Annotated in this window: 12 protein-coding genes; 2 read left to right on the top strand and 10 right to left on the bottom strand. The window is 36.3% G+C overall.

Features of this window, described 5'->3' with window-relative positions; genetic code table 11:
- The first annotated feature begins 65 nt into the window (after nt 1-65).
- Nucleotides 66-386 (top strand): helix-turn-helix transcriptional regulator, encoded by a 321-nt coding sequence (locus DW015_RS00820; RefSeq protein ID WP_117859570.1) that lies wholly within the window; start codon nt 66-68, stop codon nt 384-386.
- Between the two features lie 143 nt (nt 387-529).
- Here the strand turns inward: DW015_RS00820 and DW015_RS00825 are convergent, their stop codons facing one another.
- Genes DW015_RS00825 through DW015_RS00835 form a run of 3 tightly spaced genes read right to left on the bottom strand, consistent with a single transcriptional unit; the run spans nt 530 to nt 2914 of the window.
- On the bottom strand, nt 530-847 hold the full coding sequence (locus DW015_RS00825; RefSeq protein ID WP_117903490.1) for a DUF960 domain-containing protein: 318 nt from the start codon (nt 845-847) through the stop codon (nt 530-532).
- A 10-nt stretch (nt 848-857) separates the two neighbouring features.
- Nucleotides 858-1799: a glucosamine--fructose-6-phosphate aminotransferase gene (locus tag DW015_RS00830; protein WP_117903492.1), complete on the bottom strand. Its 942-nt coding sequence runs from the start codon at nt 1797-1799 to the stop codon at nt 858-860.
- A gap of 2 nt (nt 1800-1801) precedes the next feature.
- Entirely contained in the window at nt 1802-2914 is a 1113-nt protein-coding gene (locus DW015_RS00835) for an amidoligase family protein (RefSeq protein ID WP_117903494.1), read from the bottom strand.
- Between the two features lie 287 nt (nt 2915-3201).
- Here DW015_RS00835 and DW015_RS00840 point away from each other — a divergent pair, with 287 nt between their 5' ends.
- Entirely contained in the window at nt 3202-3375 is a 174-nt protein-coding gene (locus DW015_RS00840) for a helix-turn-helix domain-containing protein (RefSeq protein WP_117903496.1), read from the top strand.
- Between the two features lie 54 nt (nt 3376-3429).
- On the opposite strand, the gene DW015_RS00845 is transcribed toward DW015_RS00840, so the two are convergent.
- The 7 genes from DW015_RS00845 to DW015_RS00875 form a co-directional block, all read right to left on the bottom strand.
- Nucleotides 3430-4572: a phage/plasmid replication protein gene (locus DW015_RS00845; RefSeq protein ID WP_117903498.1), complete on the bottom strand. Its 1143-nt coding sequence runs from the start codon at nt 4570-4572 to the stop codon at nt 3430-3432.
- Nucleotides 4573-4986: 414 nt separating this feature from the next.
- Nucleotides 4987-5649 carry a hypothetical protein gene (locus DW015_RS00850; RefSeq protein WP_117903500.1) on the bottom strand — a complete coding sequence of 221 codons (663 nt, stop codon included), beginning with the start codon at nt 5647-5649 and terminating at the stop codon, nt 4987-4989.
- On the bottom strand, nt 5649-8831 hold the full coding sequence (locus tag DW015_RS00855) for a hypothetical protein (protein ID WP_117903502.1): 3183 nt from the start codon (nt 8829-8831) through the stop codon (nt 5649-5651). Before DW015_RS00855 ends, DW015_RS00850 begins: the two co-directional genes overlap by 1 nt.
- Nucleotides 8831-9649, bottom strand: a complete 819-nt coding sequence (locus DW015_RS00860) for a hypothetical protein (protein WP_117903503.1) — start codon at nt 9647-9649, stop codon at nt 8831-8833. Before DW015_RS00860 ends, DW015_RS00855 begins: the two co-directional genes overlap by 1 nt.
- Nucleotides 9649-12102, bottom strand: a complete 2454-nt coding sequence (locus DW015_RS00865) for a DEAD/DEAH box helicase (RefSeq protein WP_117903505.1) — start codon at nt 12100-12102, stop codon at nt 9649-9651. The genes DW015_RS00860 and DW015_RS00865 overlap by 1 nt, the downstream gene beginning before the upstream one ends.
- Nucleotides 12099-15389 (bottom strand): SNF2-related protein, encoded by a 3291-nt coding sequence (locus DW015_RS00870; protein WP_117903507.1) that lies wholly within the window; start codon nt 15387-15389, stop codon nt 12099-12101. The genes DW015_RS00865 and DW015_RS00870 overlap by 4 nt, the downstream gene beginning before the upstream one ends.
- Nucleotides 15390-15407: 18 nt before the next feature.
- Complete coding sequence (locus DW015_RS00875) at nt 15408-17897, bottom strand: hypothetical protein (protein WP_207659341.1); 2490 nt, start codon at nt 17895-17897, stop codon at nt 15408-15410.
- Nucleotides 17898-17919 lie beyond the last annotated feature (22 nt).

Below are 17919 nucleotides of genomic sequence, written 5' to 3' on the forward strand. Positions count from 1 at the left end.
AATGCATAATGATATAGGATAAAATATTATATATGGGGGTGCAAATAATGTACGAGAACAAATTCATGTATGACAATAATTTTGCTTTGAGGATCTCAAAACTTCGCACACAGAAAGGTGTTTCCGCAAGGGATATGAGCTTATCTATTGGACAGAACGCAGGGTATATAAACAATATCGAAACAGGAAAAGCCCTGCCCTCTATGACCTCTTTCTTTTATATCTGCGAGTATCTGGGCATTACGCCGCAGGAGTTTTTCGACGCCGACGCCGAGCAGCCAAAAGAGCTGAGTAAGCTGATTTCTGACCTGAAAAAGCTCAACAAAAGGCAGCTGGAGAACATTGCAGATATTGTTAACGATCTTGCTAATGGGAATAGGCGGTGAGATGGGAAAAGGTAAATTTGTACGTCTGCCGCATAGACAAGACCGACACTTTGAAGCATGATTATAAGGTAAATAGGTACAGGGGAGGTGAGTTCAGGGCAAAAAAATCACAGCCCCCTCGAAAGCTGTGATTCCTTTTCAACTCAATACTCCTCCGCCAACAGCAACGTAATATGATCCACATCGTCGATCAAATACGCCCTGCCGTTTACCTCCACGTCGGTCGGTATGAAATATTCAAGCTTAGCCTCGGGGCATTCCTGCATATGATAAATGTGCAGGAATTTTTTCTGCCCCTTGACTTCTGTAACTATCTCGAAAACTTGCAGATAATCAAGCTGTCCGCTGACCTTTTCTCGCATTTGCTCTACGGCTGAAAATAACGCCACTTGCAATTCAATAGGGAAGTTTTCTGCCACGCCGCTTGTGACGTATCTGCTTCCGCTGAATGTGTATGCCATAAAATACCTCCTAATAATATTCCCCCACCAGCACCCTAGCCTCCTCGATACACTCCCTCAACATACTCCTGTCGCAAAGCATACCCTCTATCTCTTCGTCCGTGTAACCCATATCGTAAAGCAGCATAAGATCCTCCTGCGATAACCCGAACATACCGCATATGTCAAAAAGTTCGTCCTCATCGTAAGCGGGCTTTCTGTATCCATAATAGTTCCAGCCATAGCAGAACTCGTTCGGCACAAAGCTGCTTTTCTCAAAACGCCCACGCTTGTCAATGCTTATGATCTCCCCCTCTGTGACCTTTATCACTTCAAAAGGCAGCTTTTCAAGGAAACTGCCTTTCAGCACATTTTTCATAATGTCCTCAGTAGACGTGTACACATACAGCCCCAATTGCTTGTAATGGATAAGGCATAGCGGATTGTCGCCCTTTGCGATGAAAAGCTTGTTCTTGTCGCTCAGTATCGTGAATACGAACGAACCCTCTACCGCCTCTGACATCTTCGCTATGGTCTTGAGATCAAGTCTGCCGTATTTCTCAATAAGCTGTGCGGCAACGTAGCTGTCAGTTTCTATCTTGCTTTTCGGCAGATGTTCAGACTTTGCAAGCTGGCTGTCGTTGTAAAGCACGCCGTTGTGACATAAAGCAAAAGACCCGTCCGCAGTTTTGCCTGTGAACGGGTGGTTATTGTAAATGTACCTAGCGTCGCCTTGGGTAGTCATTCTCGTGTGACCTGTGAGGATAACTGTGTCCTCCGGCACATAAAGTCTTACCTTGTGAGCAGGCTTTGCTCTCTTGAAAACTTTAAGTTCGCCGTGTTTCACATACGCTATTCCCGTTGCATCCTTGCCCCTTACCTCTGACTCAACGGATAATCTGTTGATAAGTTCTTTCATCTCGCTCCTGCTGAGCGAACGTCTGTAATTTACAAATCCAAATATCGCACACATAGTCAATCCTCCTCGCTGACAGGCTCGTTAACATAGAGCCTTTTCTCTTTCAGATACCTGATAAGCTCTGTATATTCAGGCTTTATGCTAAGAACAAAATCCGCCCAGGATTGCTTGTTCATATCATCATCATTAAGGCAAACTGCATTTTCGCATATGCTGTCAACAAGTTCAAGCGTAGCCATAAAGCTGTTGAATTTCAGCGTGCCTCTGAACAATCTTATCTCAACAGTATCAGCATTTGTGATGTTCACACAGGCATATCTGCCCTTAGTGCTTTTCTTTGCCTTTTCAAGTATCTCTTTCGGCTTGTCATTGTAACCGTGTCTTGCTGCCCAGCGGTCAACGCTGTATGCAGTACGGCGAGAAAATTTGAAAAGCTCGTTCCAATGGCTCTCGAAAAAGAACATTATTCGGCTTATGACTTCTTCCTGTTCCTCGTAGGAATATCCAAGCTGTTTTCGGCCAATATGGACGTGAAGTCCGCAGGTAGACGTATTATGCGAACGGTAGCCAAGAGAAAGTGCTTTTCTCACAATATCCTCCCACGGAAATTTCTTTCGGTGAAAATCTATTGAACAAGGGTGGCTGACAAGTTCCATTCCCTCGTCCAGCGAGCCGTCAGACTTTATGTAAAGCACTTCATTCTGACTATTAGCTGTATCATATATTTTTTCCGCGTTATCATCGTATCTTCCCGCACCGTCTATCTCCAGTTCAACGCCGTAAAAACGCACGTTGTCTTCTTTCGGCAGCTTGTAGAACACGGGCTTAGGCTTGTAGTAATAATCGTTGATGTAGTCGCCACTGTCACAGCAATCGTCATAACATTCACGGCAATAGGCGTTATCGCCGCGCCAGTAGGTATCGTCCGAATGCACGATAGTTTCGCAGTTTGAACAGCGGTAGTAATGATTATCGTAGCAATCTGTACAGAGGATAGTATTCTCATCGCTCACGGTATTTCGTTCGATACAGCGTTCGCCGCAATGGTCGCATACCACAGTTTCGTTATCGTAGCACTCCTGGCAAAGTATCTCGTTTTCGACTTCATAGTATTCCGCCTCGTCCTCTAAAGCGCAGCCGCAAATGCTGCAATGGGTAAGTTCGCTCATTTTAAAACTCCTTTACAAAAATTAAAGGCAGACCCGAAAGCCTGCCTATGGTGTTCACTCGTCCTTATCAGCGATGTAGGTGATGATCTCCTGCGCTATCTCCACCAGCACGCTGCCCACAAGCACGAGTATGACTTTAGCTTTGTTCATCGTAACGCCCTCCTTTCCGCATTTGCGTTACTTCACAAAGATGATGTATATTTGTAAAGATCAAGTTTCCGTAAAAAGCCTATTTAAACCGTCGAACATTAAGATAAACCGATATTTTTTGAAAGGAATGATAAATTATGTTTGACGATATTCCCGATATACTTACCGCTAAAGAATGTCAGCAGGTTTTAAAGATAGGCAAAAACTCTATGCTCCGTTATCTTAAAACAGGGGAGATAGAGGGTTTCAAGATAGGCAGCAGGTGGAGGATATACAAGTTTAGTGTTATTGAGTTTTTGAGGAAGAGGTGAAAAAAGAACCGCCCCTGTACTGTGTTTTTCGGTACAGGGGCGTTATTATGATCCCTACAAATCACCTCCATACCAAAACACCTCCTTCCCCCTAGACTTACTGCGTATATATTCATACAACGCCTTTTCCTCCTCACTCGGCGGAGAAAACCCAAAAAGCGTGTTCAGCGACTGTAAAAACGGAGTTTCCTTGTCGCTTGTCGTAACCGATGAAATGCCCATATCCTCAAATTTGCTGAGCAGCTTTGAAACTGACCGCTGACATTTTTCGCTGTTCTCTATCACGCTCTCCATAGTAGGTCGTGAAGCGTGCGCAAGTTGCTTTGAAAAATCATTCATCTTTTCGCCAAGCTTTGTCTTGCCTGAAACGTACTTTTTGATCTGTTTTTTCTGCCAGTAGGGCGATATAAAACAACTGTCTTTGTTAAGCACAAAAACGTCATCGAAAACATCTCTTATGACCTCCATTCTCCTGCGGTAAATTTCCACCAGCTTTTGAGCCGTGTATGCTTTCTCTGAAAGCTTGTCCGCAAACTTTTTCCTGCACCTCACTTCAACACGCATCGTGTCTTTGTAATGTTCTTTCTGTTCATCACTGCTGTTCTTCTTACTGCGAACTTCGTGACCCTTATTATATACAACAAATTCTACCTTTTTAGAGTCATTGACAGCATTGAATGAACTGTCAGGATCAAAATCCTCAGTATTCTCCTCAAGCTTCTTGTTGTGATGAAAACCAAGCGTCAAATAAAGCTGACGCATAATGCGTATGTACTGAGTAATTTTGTCCTCAGGGATACCGTGAATATCCTCCGTTAGATCGACCCTCGTGATCTCAAAGTCATCTATTGTCAAGCCGCTAAAACAATACTGTATCTGCATATCCAACCGCTCGACCATATCGCAAAATTCTATAATATTGCTTATATGCTCAGTCTTCATATAAGGCTTATAAAATTTATTAGGATTTATCCTAAGTACTAATTTGTACTTATTGCTGTTTTTATACAATTCAGCCTTACTGCTTCTTCTTGTTTTTATTATAATGCCCATGCCACTTAATTCAGTGGAAATAAATTCTTTATTACCTGCCCCTTTTTTAGGGTCTACCATTTTAAAATTTTTAGTTAGTTTAATTATGTCATCGAAGTCGGAACTGTAAGTAAGTTCCAGCGTATCTATGAAATAAATATTCAAGATAATACCTCCTAACAATTAATTTTCAACAAATATTTGTCAAATTAATTTCATGTTATCTTGCTATTTGAATTTTATGTCACAGACAAATATATAAAAATATTAAACTTACAACTATTATTTAGTAAGCAGTATTTATATAATACCAGCTATCAAAACTCCCTAAAATTAGAAATAAGAATTATGGGGGTAAGGGGGAGAAGTATCCTAAAAATGACAAAAAAGGTGCAGCGGTTTCCCATTTATATATAGACAGAAAATCTGAAATACTTACGAAAAAAACCACAATGGTAACGGTTGAACCCTTATCATTGTGGTTTTTAAACTTATTTTTTCATGGTAAATTTACAGTATATTTTATAATTTACATATATAGGTACAAGGCGACTATGCATTTCGGACGTTTAGTGTCCTTTATGATAGAGTGTTTTTAATGCTCAAACTTACTTTATCTGCAATATTCTCAGCACGGATCCACTCCAAAATTGAAGGTGTAATGTCGGTAAGAGTAGCCCTCTTATCACGAACTTTAATGAGAAAATTCATTATTTCATTATCAAACTTCATCTCTTCCAGAAGCATATCCGCTTTTTGTCGTGCTACATCGTATGAATTAATACATTCCTGTGTCAATGGCCACTTTTCACATTTATTAATAGCAGCAATACAACTTCTTACGACATTAGGTTCTGGGTGAACAAGGACAATGATGTTAAGATTATTTATTAACTCACTGATATTTGCTTTATAGAAAGTTTCCCATTCCTTTGAAATTGAAGCTATAAATGTTTCTGATTTCTGTTTAAAATTTCCAGGACTTACAGCCTTTAAATTGTCAAATGTTTGTTTTGAATAATTCATGAGATACTGCAAATCAGTAGCAGTATTTGATTGCAAGGAGAAATTAAATTTTTTCCTAGCAAGAACATAGGATGTAAGAGACGGGGTGAGTTTTGTTAAGCTGTCGAAAAAAGTAGAATTTCTTTTGGCAGCATTGGCGTTATCATTCTCTTTCTGCCTATTATCAACAACATCTTCAATTAGAGCGATGGTTGACTGAATTTTTTCATGTAGCACTACTCCACCCCCTCTAATGCCTTTAATAAAATTTCAAAATCTTTTTGCTGTTGTTCAAAACGAGGATCAACATTATCGTTCCAGTTGCCTTTACGTGTCAAATTCTCCTTTTCACTATGCATCTGACCATAAGCGGTATCAATATCATTGTTTACTTTTTGCAGTATTTTAAGAAAAGGTAAAACAACGCCTATTGGGTTTGATGAGAAGGAATATAACACAGAAATATCTTCATCTTCAGAATAATCCTTTTGAAGTATTCTCATGGCCTGTACGATTTTTGGAGCCGATTTTTTTAGCTCTTCTAAATCGACATTATTACTGCTAATATTGACCCCCGCAATAAAACATTGTTGGTAAAAGCTTTGAATATCATTGATGAGATCACGAATATCACTTGCGTCCATCTCATCCTCCATGTCAATGTTTTCAAAAAAGCCAAGTATATTTGCTGCAGTTTCATGTGCAAGATTGGTTTCTTCTTCTACTACTTTTTTTACTTTAGTAATTACTTTTTGTGCCAGCTCAAAAATTTCTTTCTTATCCTTGATATTAACATCATTTTCATCTAGAATATATTTTGATTTGCGAATTTCTTTCAATGCAGCTTGATAAAGCGAATAATTTAGCACATAGCTATCTGTGTTGATCGACATACCCTGAATAAGGTTAAAGTATCTGACAGAAGCTGTATATGCGTCGGGCGTTTTAGGGTCATTATATATAAATTGATGCAAGTCGTACCACGCACGAGAGTGCCCTATTGAAAATTCAGCCGATTTATTTTTTAAACTATCCGCACGAAGAAATGTTTCATCTCCTAGATGATTAAGTTTTGCATCACTTATTTTTCCGTTGATTATTAACTTGTACACTTTTTCAATCATAGCTGCCTTGATATATGCAGGAATGGCAGAACCTTTATTTACATCCTTTATAACATTTACAAACTGATCTTTGTTTCGTTGCAACCATGAGGTAGCAAGGTAGATTGCTGAAGCTGAATCGGAAAAATTCCAAGATTTATTTCCTAGATAGAGCCACTTACCAAAGCAGAGAAGAAGTTGATACGTCTCGTCTGTATCACGAAGTATCACAATACATCTACTAATACCTTGATCTTGCCTTTCAAACCCAATTAGTCTGTTGCCTACAGAATCTTTAAATCTGTTTTTTGAATCAAGCGGAACTCCTTCTTGCTGCCAATTGATCGCATCATAAACAAAATTACTAATTTGCTCACGAACATTAACAAAGCCCATAAGGTTGGCACCATCATAATGCCAAGCAAACACAGATTCTTTGAATGAATTATAATTTTTCTGATTTTTCGGATCAATTTTAAGGATCTCTTTCAATGTGGGATTTGAAGATTGAGCCTGATCTTCCGATTCAACGGCAGCTTCATCATTTATACCATCCGTGTCATTTGTTTTAGTTAGAGAGTCGTTAGCATTAACTGAAGTATCTACGTGGTCTGGTATATTCTTGATATTTGTCGTGCTTGTGAGCTTGCCAACAAAATCACTAAAATCAAGTTCGAAAAATATCTTTGTATTTATTCCAGCAATGCGACCATTACTCGTAACATCAAGTGTTTTATCTGTCCAAAAACTCATAAAAGTAACCAAGCGTTTTCTGTAATCAGATTTCTGTTCCTGAGGTATTTTTATAGATTGAACTATATTTCCTATTCTGTTTTCAATCGATTCAGGAAGTGAAGAACGCCAACCTAAGCAAAATTTAGGAAATGTCGATATACTATATAATACCTCGTTTACAGCAGGCTCTATAATATCTCTCAGAATATATCTCGGCGTTTTATGATTTGACATAGCATCGTATAGATTTATAATCGCATTTTTAGTGAAAGGGAAAAGAGATATTTGCCTTCCCGATGCCAGTTTAAATTTATCCCAATGGTCAAGATCATCGTCTTCATAAACCGGCATTTCTTCTGAATAAGCACCATTTTTCACCCATTCATCAAGAACTTCGCTATCGAGAGATATAGCATTAAGATACTTGGCGACAAATTGAACAAGGTCGTTTTTGTTTTCACCGATAACGCCGTCATGTATTGTTATTTGCTTTGTGATACGGTCACGGTAGTTATCTCTGAATTGATTATAGTACTGGGTTGTGGTACCTACAACAGAAATCAGTCTACATAAGTTGTCTACTTCATTTGAACCTGTATGACCAGTTACAAGAGCGTTAAGTAGAGCCTGATTAACACCTGTAAATGAAGTAATATCTTCTATTAGCAGTATTAAATTTTTTCCCTTTCTCTTTAATTCCTGTCTAATTTCTTTGAATATCTGCTGAAAATCGCCTGGTTCAATGCCGGCACTTGTCTGAATTACAGTTTCAACGAAAGAATTCATATATGCTGTTATTTTCACTATAAAATCATCATCGCCGCCTTCTAAAAGGTTGTCGGCAAAGTCCCGCGCTTTTTTGTCAGCATCATCTAATTGGTTGGTAAAATCAATATCAAGTGTTAAGTCCTCTTTGGTAAACTGAGCGATCAAATCAAGATCAATACTAGATGATGAACTTGTTATCTTGTTGTAGATCCTGTCTATTGGACCTCCTGCAGCCATTAGCCTTTCTTGAAATAAAGAGTTATTAAGTAAAGCAACAAGTTTTTTTCTTTTCATGCTGCTCAACATCTCGCTGGTATCATTCTCAATTTCTACTATGAACTGATGATAGATGGTTGACTTAAACTTATTTTCAGTAATAGCTTTATTTGCTTTTACAAGACGTTCGTAGGCTTCTTTGTTTGATATTTCTTTAACTTCCTTAATATCAAGAAGCTGTCTGATAGTTCCTTTAAGTGTGTTATCACTTCTTCGTATCAAAAGAACTGCATCATCTTTTTCTTCTTTGGCAGAAAGCATAGCATATAACCAACGTATAAAATGTGATTTACCAGCACCACTTGAGCCTTCAACTATAACAAATTGATGTTCATTTTTCGTTAGTTCATTATTAAAGATGTCCCTATATATATATTCTTCAGATCTATAAGTTTCCTCAAACTGATTTCCCGATTTTGTACCAACTACTATTTTGCGAAAAGGCACATGGGTTGCAAGAAAATCACTGTCTGTACTATCAATAGAATCTATTCTTAACACCTGATTGATTCTCTTTTTGGCAATAGCCGTATTCATTACTTCACCACCTTCTTAATAATGATATGTGTAACTTCAGAAGTGAACTCATGTTCGTCATTTGGAAACAGATGCCATGTTTTTTCACTATCAAGATGTCTTTCAAGTTCAATTTCTTTATTATCATGCATTAGTCTAAGAGCATTTGACATGGCAAGATTCAACGTTTGTTTTATTCTGGCACCTTTTAATGCAACAGACGAACTGTGGTGAAGATTGTTGAGGAAATCCTCAACAGAATATTCCTTGTCTTTTTCGATATTACCGAGGAGCATAAAATCTTTCAATGCTGTGTACATATTTGGAAGAAAGATTTTAGCTTGTTCCTGAAAAAATCCAAAGCCAAGAAAGTTGATCCAAAATCTCACACCAAGGATTACATCTTTCTCAAGTTTAAGAGAAGGTATTCCTGTTTCAGCATTTATAAGTCTTATAACTTCAGTAGAAGTAGTAACTGAACCATAACTTAACCATTTGTCATCTGCCTCCAAAAAGCAAGAGATTACTTTATAAAAATCAGAAGAGCTATCGTTAAAAACCATTGAATTACAGAATAGACGAAATGAAGTTAATGATTTTATATTATCTTTATTGCCAGTGAAAATGATTTTATTTTCGCCATTATAATCTATAAGTTTCAGCTCCTTGGCTGTGTCTAACACAGATCCGAAATAGCTGTTTTTAGCAATGTTCAATTCTGGTGGTATAAGAATATTATTGAGATCTTTTTCATCTATTGGTCCTTTATCAGCAACAATTTGACTTATCGAAAGAACACGTTCTGGAATAGTTTCTTTCTTTATAGGACTAAAAAACATTATATCAGCTCCTTCTTAATAATATAATCATACTTACAAGCTCCGTTTACCAGTTCGGATATGTTCTTGTTCCGTTTAGCAATATAAAAATCGGAGTTTACTACGTATACACGGTTGTATTCCTTGTCATGAGATATATTCAGTACTCTCTCAGCAAGTTCTTGATCATCGCCTATATAAAAAACGATGTTTCCTGAAAGATAGTAGTAACTGTTCATTCGACTAAGGTCAAAGAATTCACTGTACCCCATGCAGTATTGTGTGGGTTTTATAATTTTACTGTTTAATAACCTAAATGCTAATTCAGACTCATCAGGTATGATTATGATATCAGCACCGATCAGTAAATTTTGTATTATTTCATAAGAATCTTCTTCACAAATTATAAGCATTTCTTTAGTGCCAGTCATAACATCACATAGTTTTCCTTCTGGAATTGATACAGGATAGAAAATGGGCTTTTTTAATGGAAAATGATTTCCTCGTTCTGATCTTATATCGTTATGATTATTGCATCCAGCACAGTATTCCTCGGTAAGAAGATAGATGTCATTGAACATTGATGACCAGCAGCTTTTTCCTACTCTTCGTAATTTAGATGTCAATTCTTTTATTTCCATATAGATACTTTTACTTTCATCATCACGTATACTATTAAAGATCTCAATGGTTTGCTCACAATCAAACCTAATTCGTTTGTCAATTAGCCTTATATTAAAAATATACCTGTCGTCGCTATATTTCACGTCTGTTATTTCGATCATTCTAGCTCTTCTAAGCAATAGAATAACATAAACATTCCATGTGATATCGGCATTATTTACGTCAACATAGAAAGAATCTGTATCACTGTAATTAGGTTTAACAGATGTATCTATCACAATAGAATCCAATCGAATATTAGTTTTGCGGTTGTTAAGCATACTAAACCAACGTCCACATAATTTCTCAACGGTAAGAACTTTTTGTGTCATTGACATAGTTGCTTTTATATCATCATCGGTATAGAGCATAACGCTTAGACATGGCAGGCCATCACGTCCACCACGTCCGCATTCCTGATAATACTGGTCTGCGCTTGAGGGAATATAAGAATGAATAACTGTTCTTACATCTTTTTTGTCCACACCTACACCAAATGCGCAGGTGGCTATCATCAGGTCAAATTTATCACTTATCCATTCGTTTATAATACGTTCTCGATCAATTGATTTTGTTTTTCCAGTAAAAATCCTCGTATTGTCAAATCCAACTTTGGCTAATTCATGTTGTACTTTTTCAGCATCATCAGGAGAATTAACATATATTATCATAGGACGTGGAAGCTTACAAACAAGCTCTTTGATCCTATCGTGCTTTTCAGTATATGAGTTGCACTTTATAATGTCAAAACGCGGTTCTTTTCTCAGTGCATCAAGTCGTATCTCTATCCAGCGGTCATCATCTCCATAGAACATTTTTAGATTGTCAACAACTTTTTTACTGAAAGTAGCTGAAAGCAGGTAAGTTCTAAGAGAAGGGTTATCTTTTACCAGGAGTCTTTTGAAAGAATCAAGACACTGAAAATCTACGCGGAATGAAGCTCCCCATTCAATGATTATATGCGCTTCGTCTATAACAAGGTTTTTTAAATAGCCTTTTGAATTTGCTTTGAGAATGCTGTCCTGTATCCTAATGTTCTTAATCAAAGCTTCTGGTGAAATAAAGAGCATTCTGACAAGATTTTTATCAAGTGCGGAGATCAATTCATCGACATTACATCCACTGTGATAGTACATTATCTCTTTTTTATTATCAGGTTTAATTATACTTGAAGCGTTTCTTTGCTGGTCAAGCATAAGTGAAATCGTAGGGACAATGATAATTGTCAGACCGTTGTCATACTGATAGGAAACAGTCTGCGTAATAAGGCTTTTTCCTCCGCCAGTGGACATGGCGACCATAGCAGTATAGCCAGCAGGAACACGAAGTGCTCCTATAACAGCAAGTTGTTGTTCTATTGATTTGAAAGTCATAAATTTTTGTTTAGTAAGTTTGTAGATATATGGATTAACCACCTTGATTGCTGTGTCATCCGCAACTTTTTGTACTTGCTGATTGTCAAAAATAGTTCTTACAAAGGTTTCATTAACATAGTTAGGAAGCTCAAAATTAGCATAGATGCTATCGTTTGAGTAATTTACCTTCAAACCAAAACAATTTGGTGTCAACAAATTATAGTCTTTTATTGTTACGCTTGTTTTGAGAAAAAGCAGAAAATTTCTTAAAGAACATTCAAACTCTATCTGTTTTTCAAAAGTTTGGTTAGACATAAAGCGCTGATAAGCGTTTATCATACGCTCAGCCACAGCAGTATTGACATTGTCGCCATTTAGCAGGTCTGTGCTATTAACTCTCATATTCGGATTATCAAAAAAATCCTGAACCTTATGAATTATATCATGATCTGTCATCGATTAATCATCCTTATGTAACATGTTGAATCGAGCACGATTCTCGGTTTAGTAAATGATTTAAGTATTAGCTCATTTACTCTCATTTTCTCCGTAAGGTCAATATCTCTATGGAAATATTCTGCTGAGGCACATATTGAGCTGTATTCTCTATTAAGCGTATCACTTAGAAGATCTATTCGTCTGAGTTTATGAAACTCTTGAATAGCCTGTTTTTTTGCAACATCATGACAAGCTGTTACTTTGCTTACCCATTCTCCGACAGAATGAGTTCTTTTAAACCACAGTAGATTTGAACTTGCAAATTTTCTACTTATATCAAGGAAATCATTTGAAGGCGTGCGTTTGCCAAAGTTTGCAACATAATTTTTCAGTTGTGATGCCGGTATGCTGAAATATTTTTGAAATTCTCTTATAACACTTTGGTCTGTTTCTACACACATTCCATCCATAGATATATATGTGCTGATTATTTTCGAAGAAAGAAAACCACGGTACTGATTGATCTGTTTCAATGAAATACTATTCTGTAGTAAAAGCAGTTCATCAGGAGTAATATACCAATTAAAAGCAAAACCTTCCCAGTTTATTTCGCTGCGAATAGCAACAGCAGCACACCTTCCTTTATATGCAGATACGGCATTGTTCACTATACTGTCAAAAATCCCATCACCAGGTGCAAAGAAATGAAGGTAATCATTCTCTAAAGCCAAATTACGTTCAAACGTTCCCTGAATAGAGTAATTATCATTCTGTATAGCTTTATCACCATTAAGCACTCTTATGTGGTTTTGCATCTGATTTAGTTTATCATTTATAATTGCATCCATGTCAGGAGGAACAAATAGTGTGTTGTATGCTGATTTAGGTGAGAAAGATGATGCATTAAATCTCACTACATCCTCCACAACTTTATTTCCGTGAAATCCAGCAAGATGTGACCATGACATCATAGAATTGCGGAACAGCTCTCTCTCATTTTCATTATAGCGCTTTACAGTTTTCTCAATTTCGCTATTTATGTGTTGATATGCGTATGCTGCTATGTCAAAATGCCGTTCTTCTTTTACACGCTTTTCTATCTTTTTGATTTCATCGATCATGTTATCAACAATAGAAGCTAAACCATATTTGAAATCACTCATAACTGCGTTTCTTATCTGTTCATCAATATCATTCATTATGATTTCAAGACCACTTTGTGATTTATTGAAAATATTAAGACCCTTGTTCCATATATCAGCAAGATCCTTTTCTACAGAGTCATTCGCATAAACTATTACAGAAACTACATCCTTAGTTTTGTCTCTCCCTATTCTGTCAAGACGTCCTATACGTTGTTCAAGTGTATTAGCGCTCCATGGAAGGTCTATACAAATAAGCTCATCTGCTTTTTGGAAGTTTCTGCCTTCGCCACCGCTTTCATCAGAAAGCATTATACGGTAACCAGGTTCATTTTGAAAACGGTAAGTATTAAGTTCCAGTTCATCAGGTGACATCCCTTCACAGAAAAAAGCACAATGTTCTTCACCGAATATTTTGGTAAACAATCTACGAAACAGCTTATGCGTTCCGGTAAAATGTGTGAATACAAGTACCTTTTTATCGTAAGCTTCCTGTTCTAGATAATCACAGACGGTAACCATTCTTGACATAAAATCCATAGGGTCATCCAGAATACTTCTTATTTTTTCAATTGTTTTTATGTCTTCTGATATCCATTTATCAGTCAATCTTCTGATTTCAACAGGAACAGAAGGGATCCTTTTCAGCTCATCAGAAAATGCCTCTGATGAACTGAAAAATGCACTGATAAGAGGCAGTATCATGGTATCAAACTCTTTTTTGTTGAAGTTATTACTAGATATCCATTCAGAAAGTAATGAATAAACTCTAAATTCTGTATTATTGAAGTCAGAATCCATTTCATAGGATATCTCTTTAAGAACTCTGTTGTTTGTGTCTTCTGGTTTCTTTCTGTTGCGTATTACACATTTTTCAATTTGGTATGCCTCACAGATATACGCAACCATCCTTTCGAGATTTATCAAAGAAAAATTATCTGCTTCATAATTGAGTTTTTCAATATCTTCTTCGATCATTTTATCTTTTGTTTTGTCAGCTATATCCTCAAGGGTATCAACAAGTTCGTCAAATGCTTCGAGAGTATCTTCATTATGTTCATTATCAGAATCCCTTATAACTTCCTTATAATCTTCAAGATACTCTATCGCAGAATGTACTTTGCGGACTATTTTATTTTGTAATTCAAGTAAGCCAGTAAATTCTTCTTCTCCCATATCATAATATCTTTCAGGCTGGATCAGCGAAAGAAGTTTGTGATATTCTTCGCTACGACTTTGAACAGGTGTAGCACTGAGCATTATTACATTATTAGCAGTGCGACTAAGTTTTAGTATCGTTTCATAGCGGCAATCATTGTCCAGAACAGAGTGTACTTCATCAATAATAATAAAATCATATTTGTCATTTGTCATCGTTATCTGACTCATCGGAGTTATTTTTATATTGTTTCCGCTTAGATTGTCACCATTGAACAGACTAAACTTAAAAGCAAGCTCTGTCTTCCACTGTTCAACCAATGCGTCAGGGACACACACAAGTACTTTTTTATTTTTCTTATCTGATAAATACACCTTTAAAACAGAAGCGGCCTCTATCGTCTTCCCAAGACCCACCTCATCAGCTATCATATATCTGCAACTGGGTTCGGAAAGGCAACGCATAACTGTTTTAAGCTGGTATGGCTTTAAAAATATCTTACAACCAGCAAGTTCCTTAAATCCGTAGAAAGCGTTATCGATAGTATGAATAGCGTTATTGACTGCACTTCTGCCAAAATACCACATAGGATTTTGAAACTCAAAGCGCTTTAACTGTGACAGTGGTGACACATCACTTGAATTAAATGTGGTTTTAATATCTTTTTCACAAATCTTCAATACTGTGCTAGTGTCAGAAGTCAGATAATAGTAGATAAAGTTATTACTTTTATCAATATTGTGCTGGATAATATGATACATATTTCCGTTGTATTCAGCAAGAGAACCATTTCTAAGTATGCAATGATTAAGCTTTGATAAAGGAAATTCCAGCGTTTGGGGAACATTATAATATTTTCTAAGATTTAAAAGATCAAAAAATTCCACTTTGGCTACCTCGGAAAAATCGTTGATCTCAACTATTCTACCTGAAATGAAATCTCTTGGTTCATTGGGATGTTCAACATCAATCGAACATCTGACATACATTCCTATTTTCAGCATATCATCACCACCTAAAGCTTAATTTTGTGCTATTCGCAAACAAATGTCCTTACTCGCACAATATTTGCAATGTACACCTCGATTATCTTTGTATCTTTCTTCGTCGTTATTTATAATATCCTCAAGATCAATACCCATTGCATTCCTTATAAAATCGTCTAATTTTACTACCAAAAAGTCATCCCTGAATCTATGGATGTCAGATGGTTTGTTAAAACTGTTATGCTTTCTGAGATATCCTACAAGATACTTATACAATTCTGAGATTATTTGGGATTTCTCATATTCATTTGAAATCTTAAACTTATCATCAAGAATTTGGTATTCTTCAATAATAATGTTTTTAAGTTCATTTTCGTTTAATCTCTTTCCAACGTAGTTAGTGAGAATAGCATTTTGCAATAAGACTCTCATATAGAATACTACAAGAAATCTTTCTCTGAAAATAGTTTTACCTTGCACAACACTTTCAAGAGCAAATCTATATGGACACATACTATATTTGATTTTATCAACGCCTTCATTATCCTTTGGATAATGCTCTCCTGTCGGATTACTATACTTCAAATGCGGAATATAGCTATCAACAGTATCACTATGATATTTTCTCACTTTAATTCCTAGCATCTTTATTAGGTGATATAATTCGTTATTTTTATGATCAACAGTCTTGACATAACTAAGTTTACAACCGATGCGGTTAAATTCTAATCCGTAAAGTAAAGTATAACGTTTGAAATTCTTAAATTCCATTTTAGACTTAAGGAATATTTGATAGTTTTTTTCTAATGGCTCATAAGAATATTCAAAAAAGTTAATATCGAGAGGCCAAGGAAGCCGTTCGTCATTAGCTGCACATATATCGCTGTCACTAAGACAACAAAAATGATAACAAGTTTTCTCTGCTTTTTGTTTGCTACTTCTAAGAATATCACCATCTATCTGCTCAAAATCTCTTACAATCCAGTTTGCCCCATGCATTAGATTATCATCTTGACTAAGATAAAACGACATTGTTTGTTTCAGACATGTAAATGTGCCTGTATCAGGTAGATCTATTTTATTCATACGATCAAGAAGTTTGCAAATAACCTCTTTCATCTCCTTATCAAGAGACTCCAGATCTTGCGTTCGTTTAACAATAAAATCATGAATACGCCTGTAGAAACGGTTGAAGTTATCACCACCACTACTAAAATCAGAGAAGAAACTGATAACTATTTCATTTAGTTCTTGAAGTGCTGTCCTAAGTATGTCAAGCTTCTCTTTGCTGGTATTAAGATATCCTATACGCTGGAGTTTCTTATCAGACGGATTTACATACTTTCGAAGCCTTTTAAGAGAACTTATAATGCCAACAAGTGTTGTTTCTTTTTCAATATACGGTTCTATAGTATTGAATGTATTGAGAAGTTCCCCAGGAACATTTTCTTTGATGATTCCCGATTCAAAACAATCCTTGATAAGAGACATATCCTCAACTTTGACACAATCATTTTCATTGTCCCACATTTCTACAACTGCAACGAAAAAGTGACCAATAGGATAATCAAGGAAATGGCGTTCGCCAAATTGTTCAGGGAAATATGCTCTAAGTATGTCATTTACCTTGCCAGACGCTGAATACAATTGTTCTGACATATCATATAGAACTGGATTATGAGAGCCATTATGTTTATTTACTTTACGTGCGTTTTCAAAAAGTTTAGCACAGTAACCAGCAAACTCCGTAGTATTCTCAAATTCGATAACCTCAATATTATTAAGGATTTCTGGCCTAACTTCAAGCTTACCATTTGAAAGTGTTCCAATATTGTCAGCAAGTGTGTTACAAGGATAGCTATCAATCAGTAGAGAAACTGGTTTAAACTCAGGTTCATCACTGTATTTTATTCCTTCTTCAAATAGAGAATAGATGTTAGTCCATGTCTGATAGATTGATTCATACTGTTTCTGATAATTAAAAAGCAATACTACATTTTTGAAGTGTGAAATATCCTCAATGGCACACAGCATTGCAGGTGTAAACTGATGTATGCCGTGGATAACAACAGTATGTCTATCAAGTTTATCATACGGAAAATTCTTATGTTTGGTTTTGAGTGCTTCCAGTATCTTTTCATCTATGATTTCTGATAAGAAAGGTCTTTTAAATTCAAAGGAAGTTTTTTCTCTGCTAGAAATATACTTATATATTTCTATAAGATATTTTTGATCTGTGTTCAGACGTGATGTATCAAAGCTATTTGCATCAAGTCCCAGTTCTTTGAAAAGACGTATGCATTTAACCAGCGATTTGGTATTGTATTCAAGGGATCGCCTGGAATTACCGTTCACATCTTCGTCAAGAGGGAGAGCATTAATGGCATTATCAACTTCCATTATCTGTTTCACTCGTATGTTTTCATCTTCCCAGTCGGAGTAAAGCGTGTTGATCAATATACGGATAGTTGTTAGATAACCGCCTTCCTTAAGTGACGGATAAATATCTTCAAAACCATTTACCATAGTCTGTGAAACACAAAAATGA

The sequence above is a fragment of the Ruminococcus sp. AF37-20 genome (assembly GCF_003460465.1).
Lineage (GTDB): Bacteria > Bacillota > Clostridia > Oscillospirales > Ruminococcaceae > Hominimerdicola > Hominimerdicola aceti.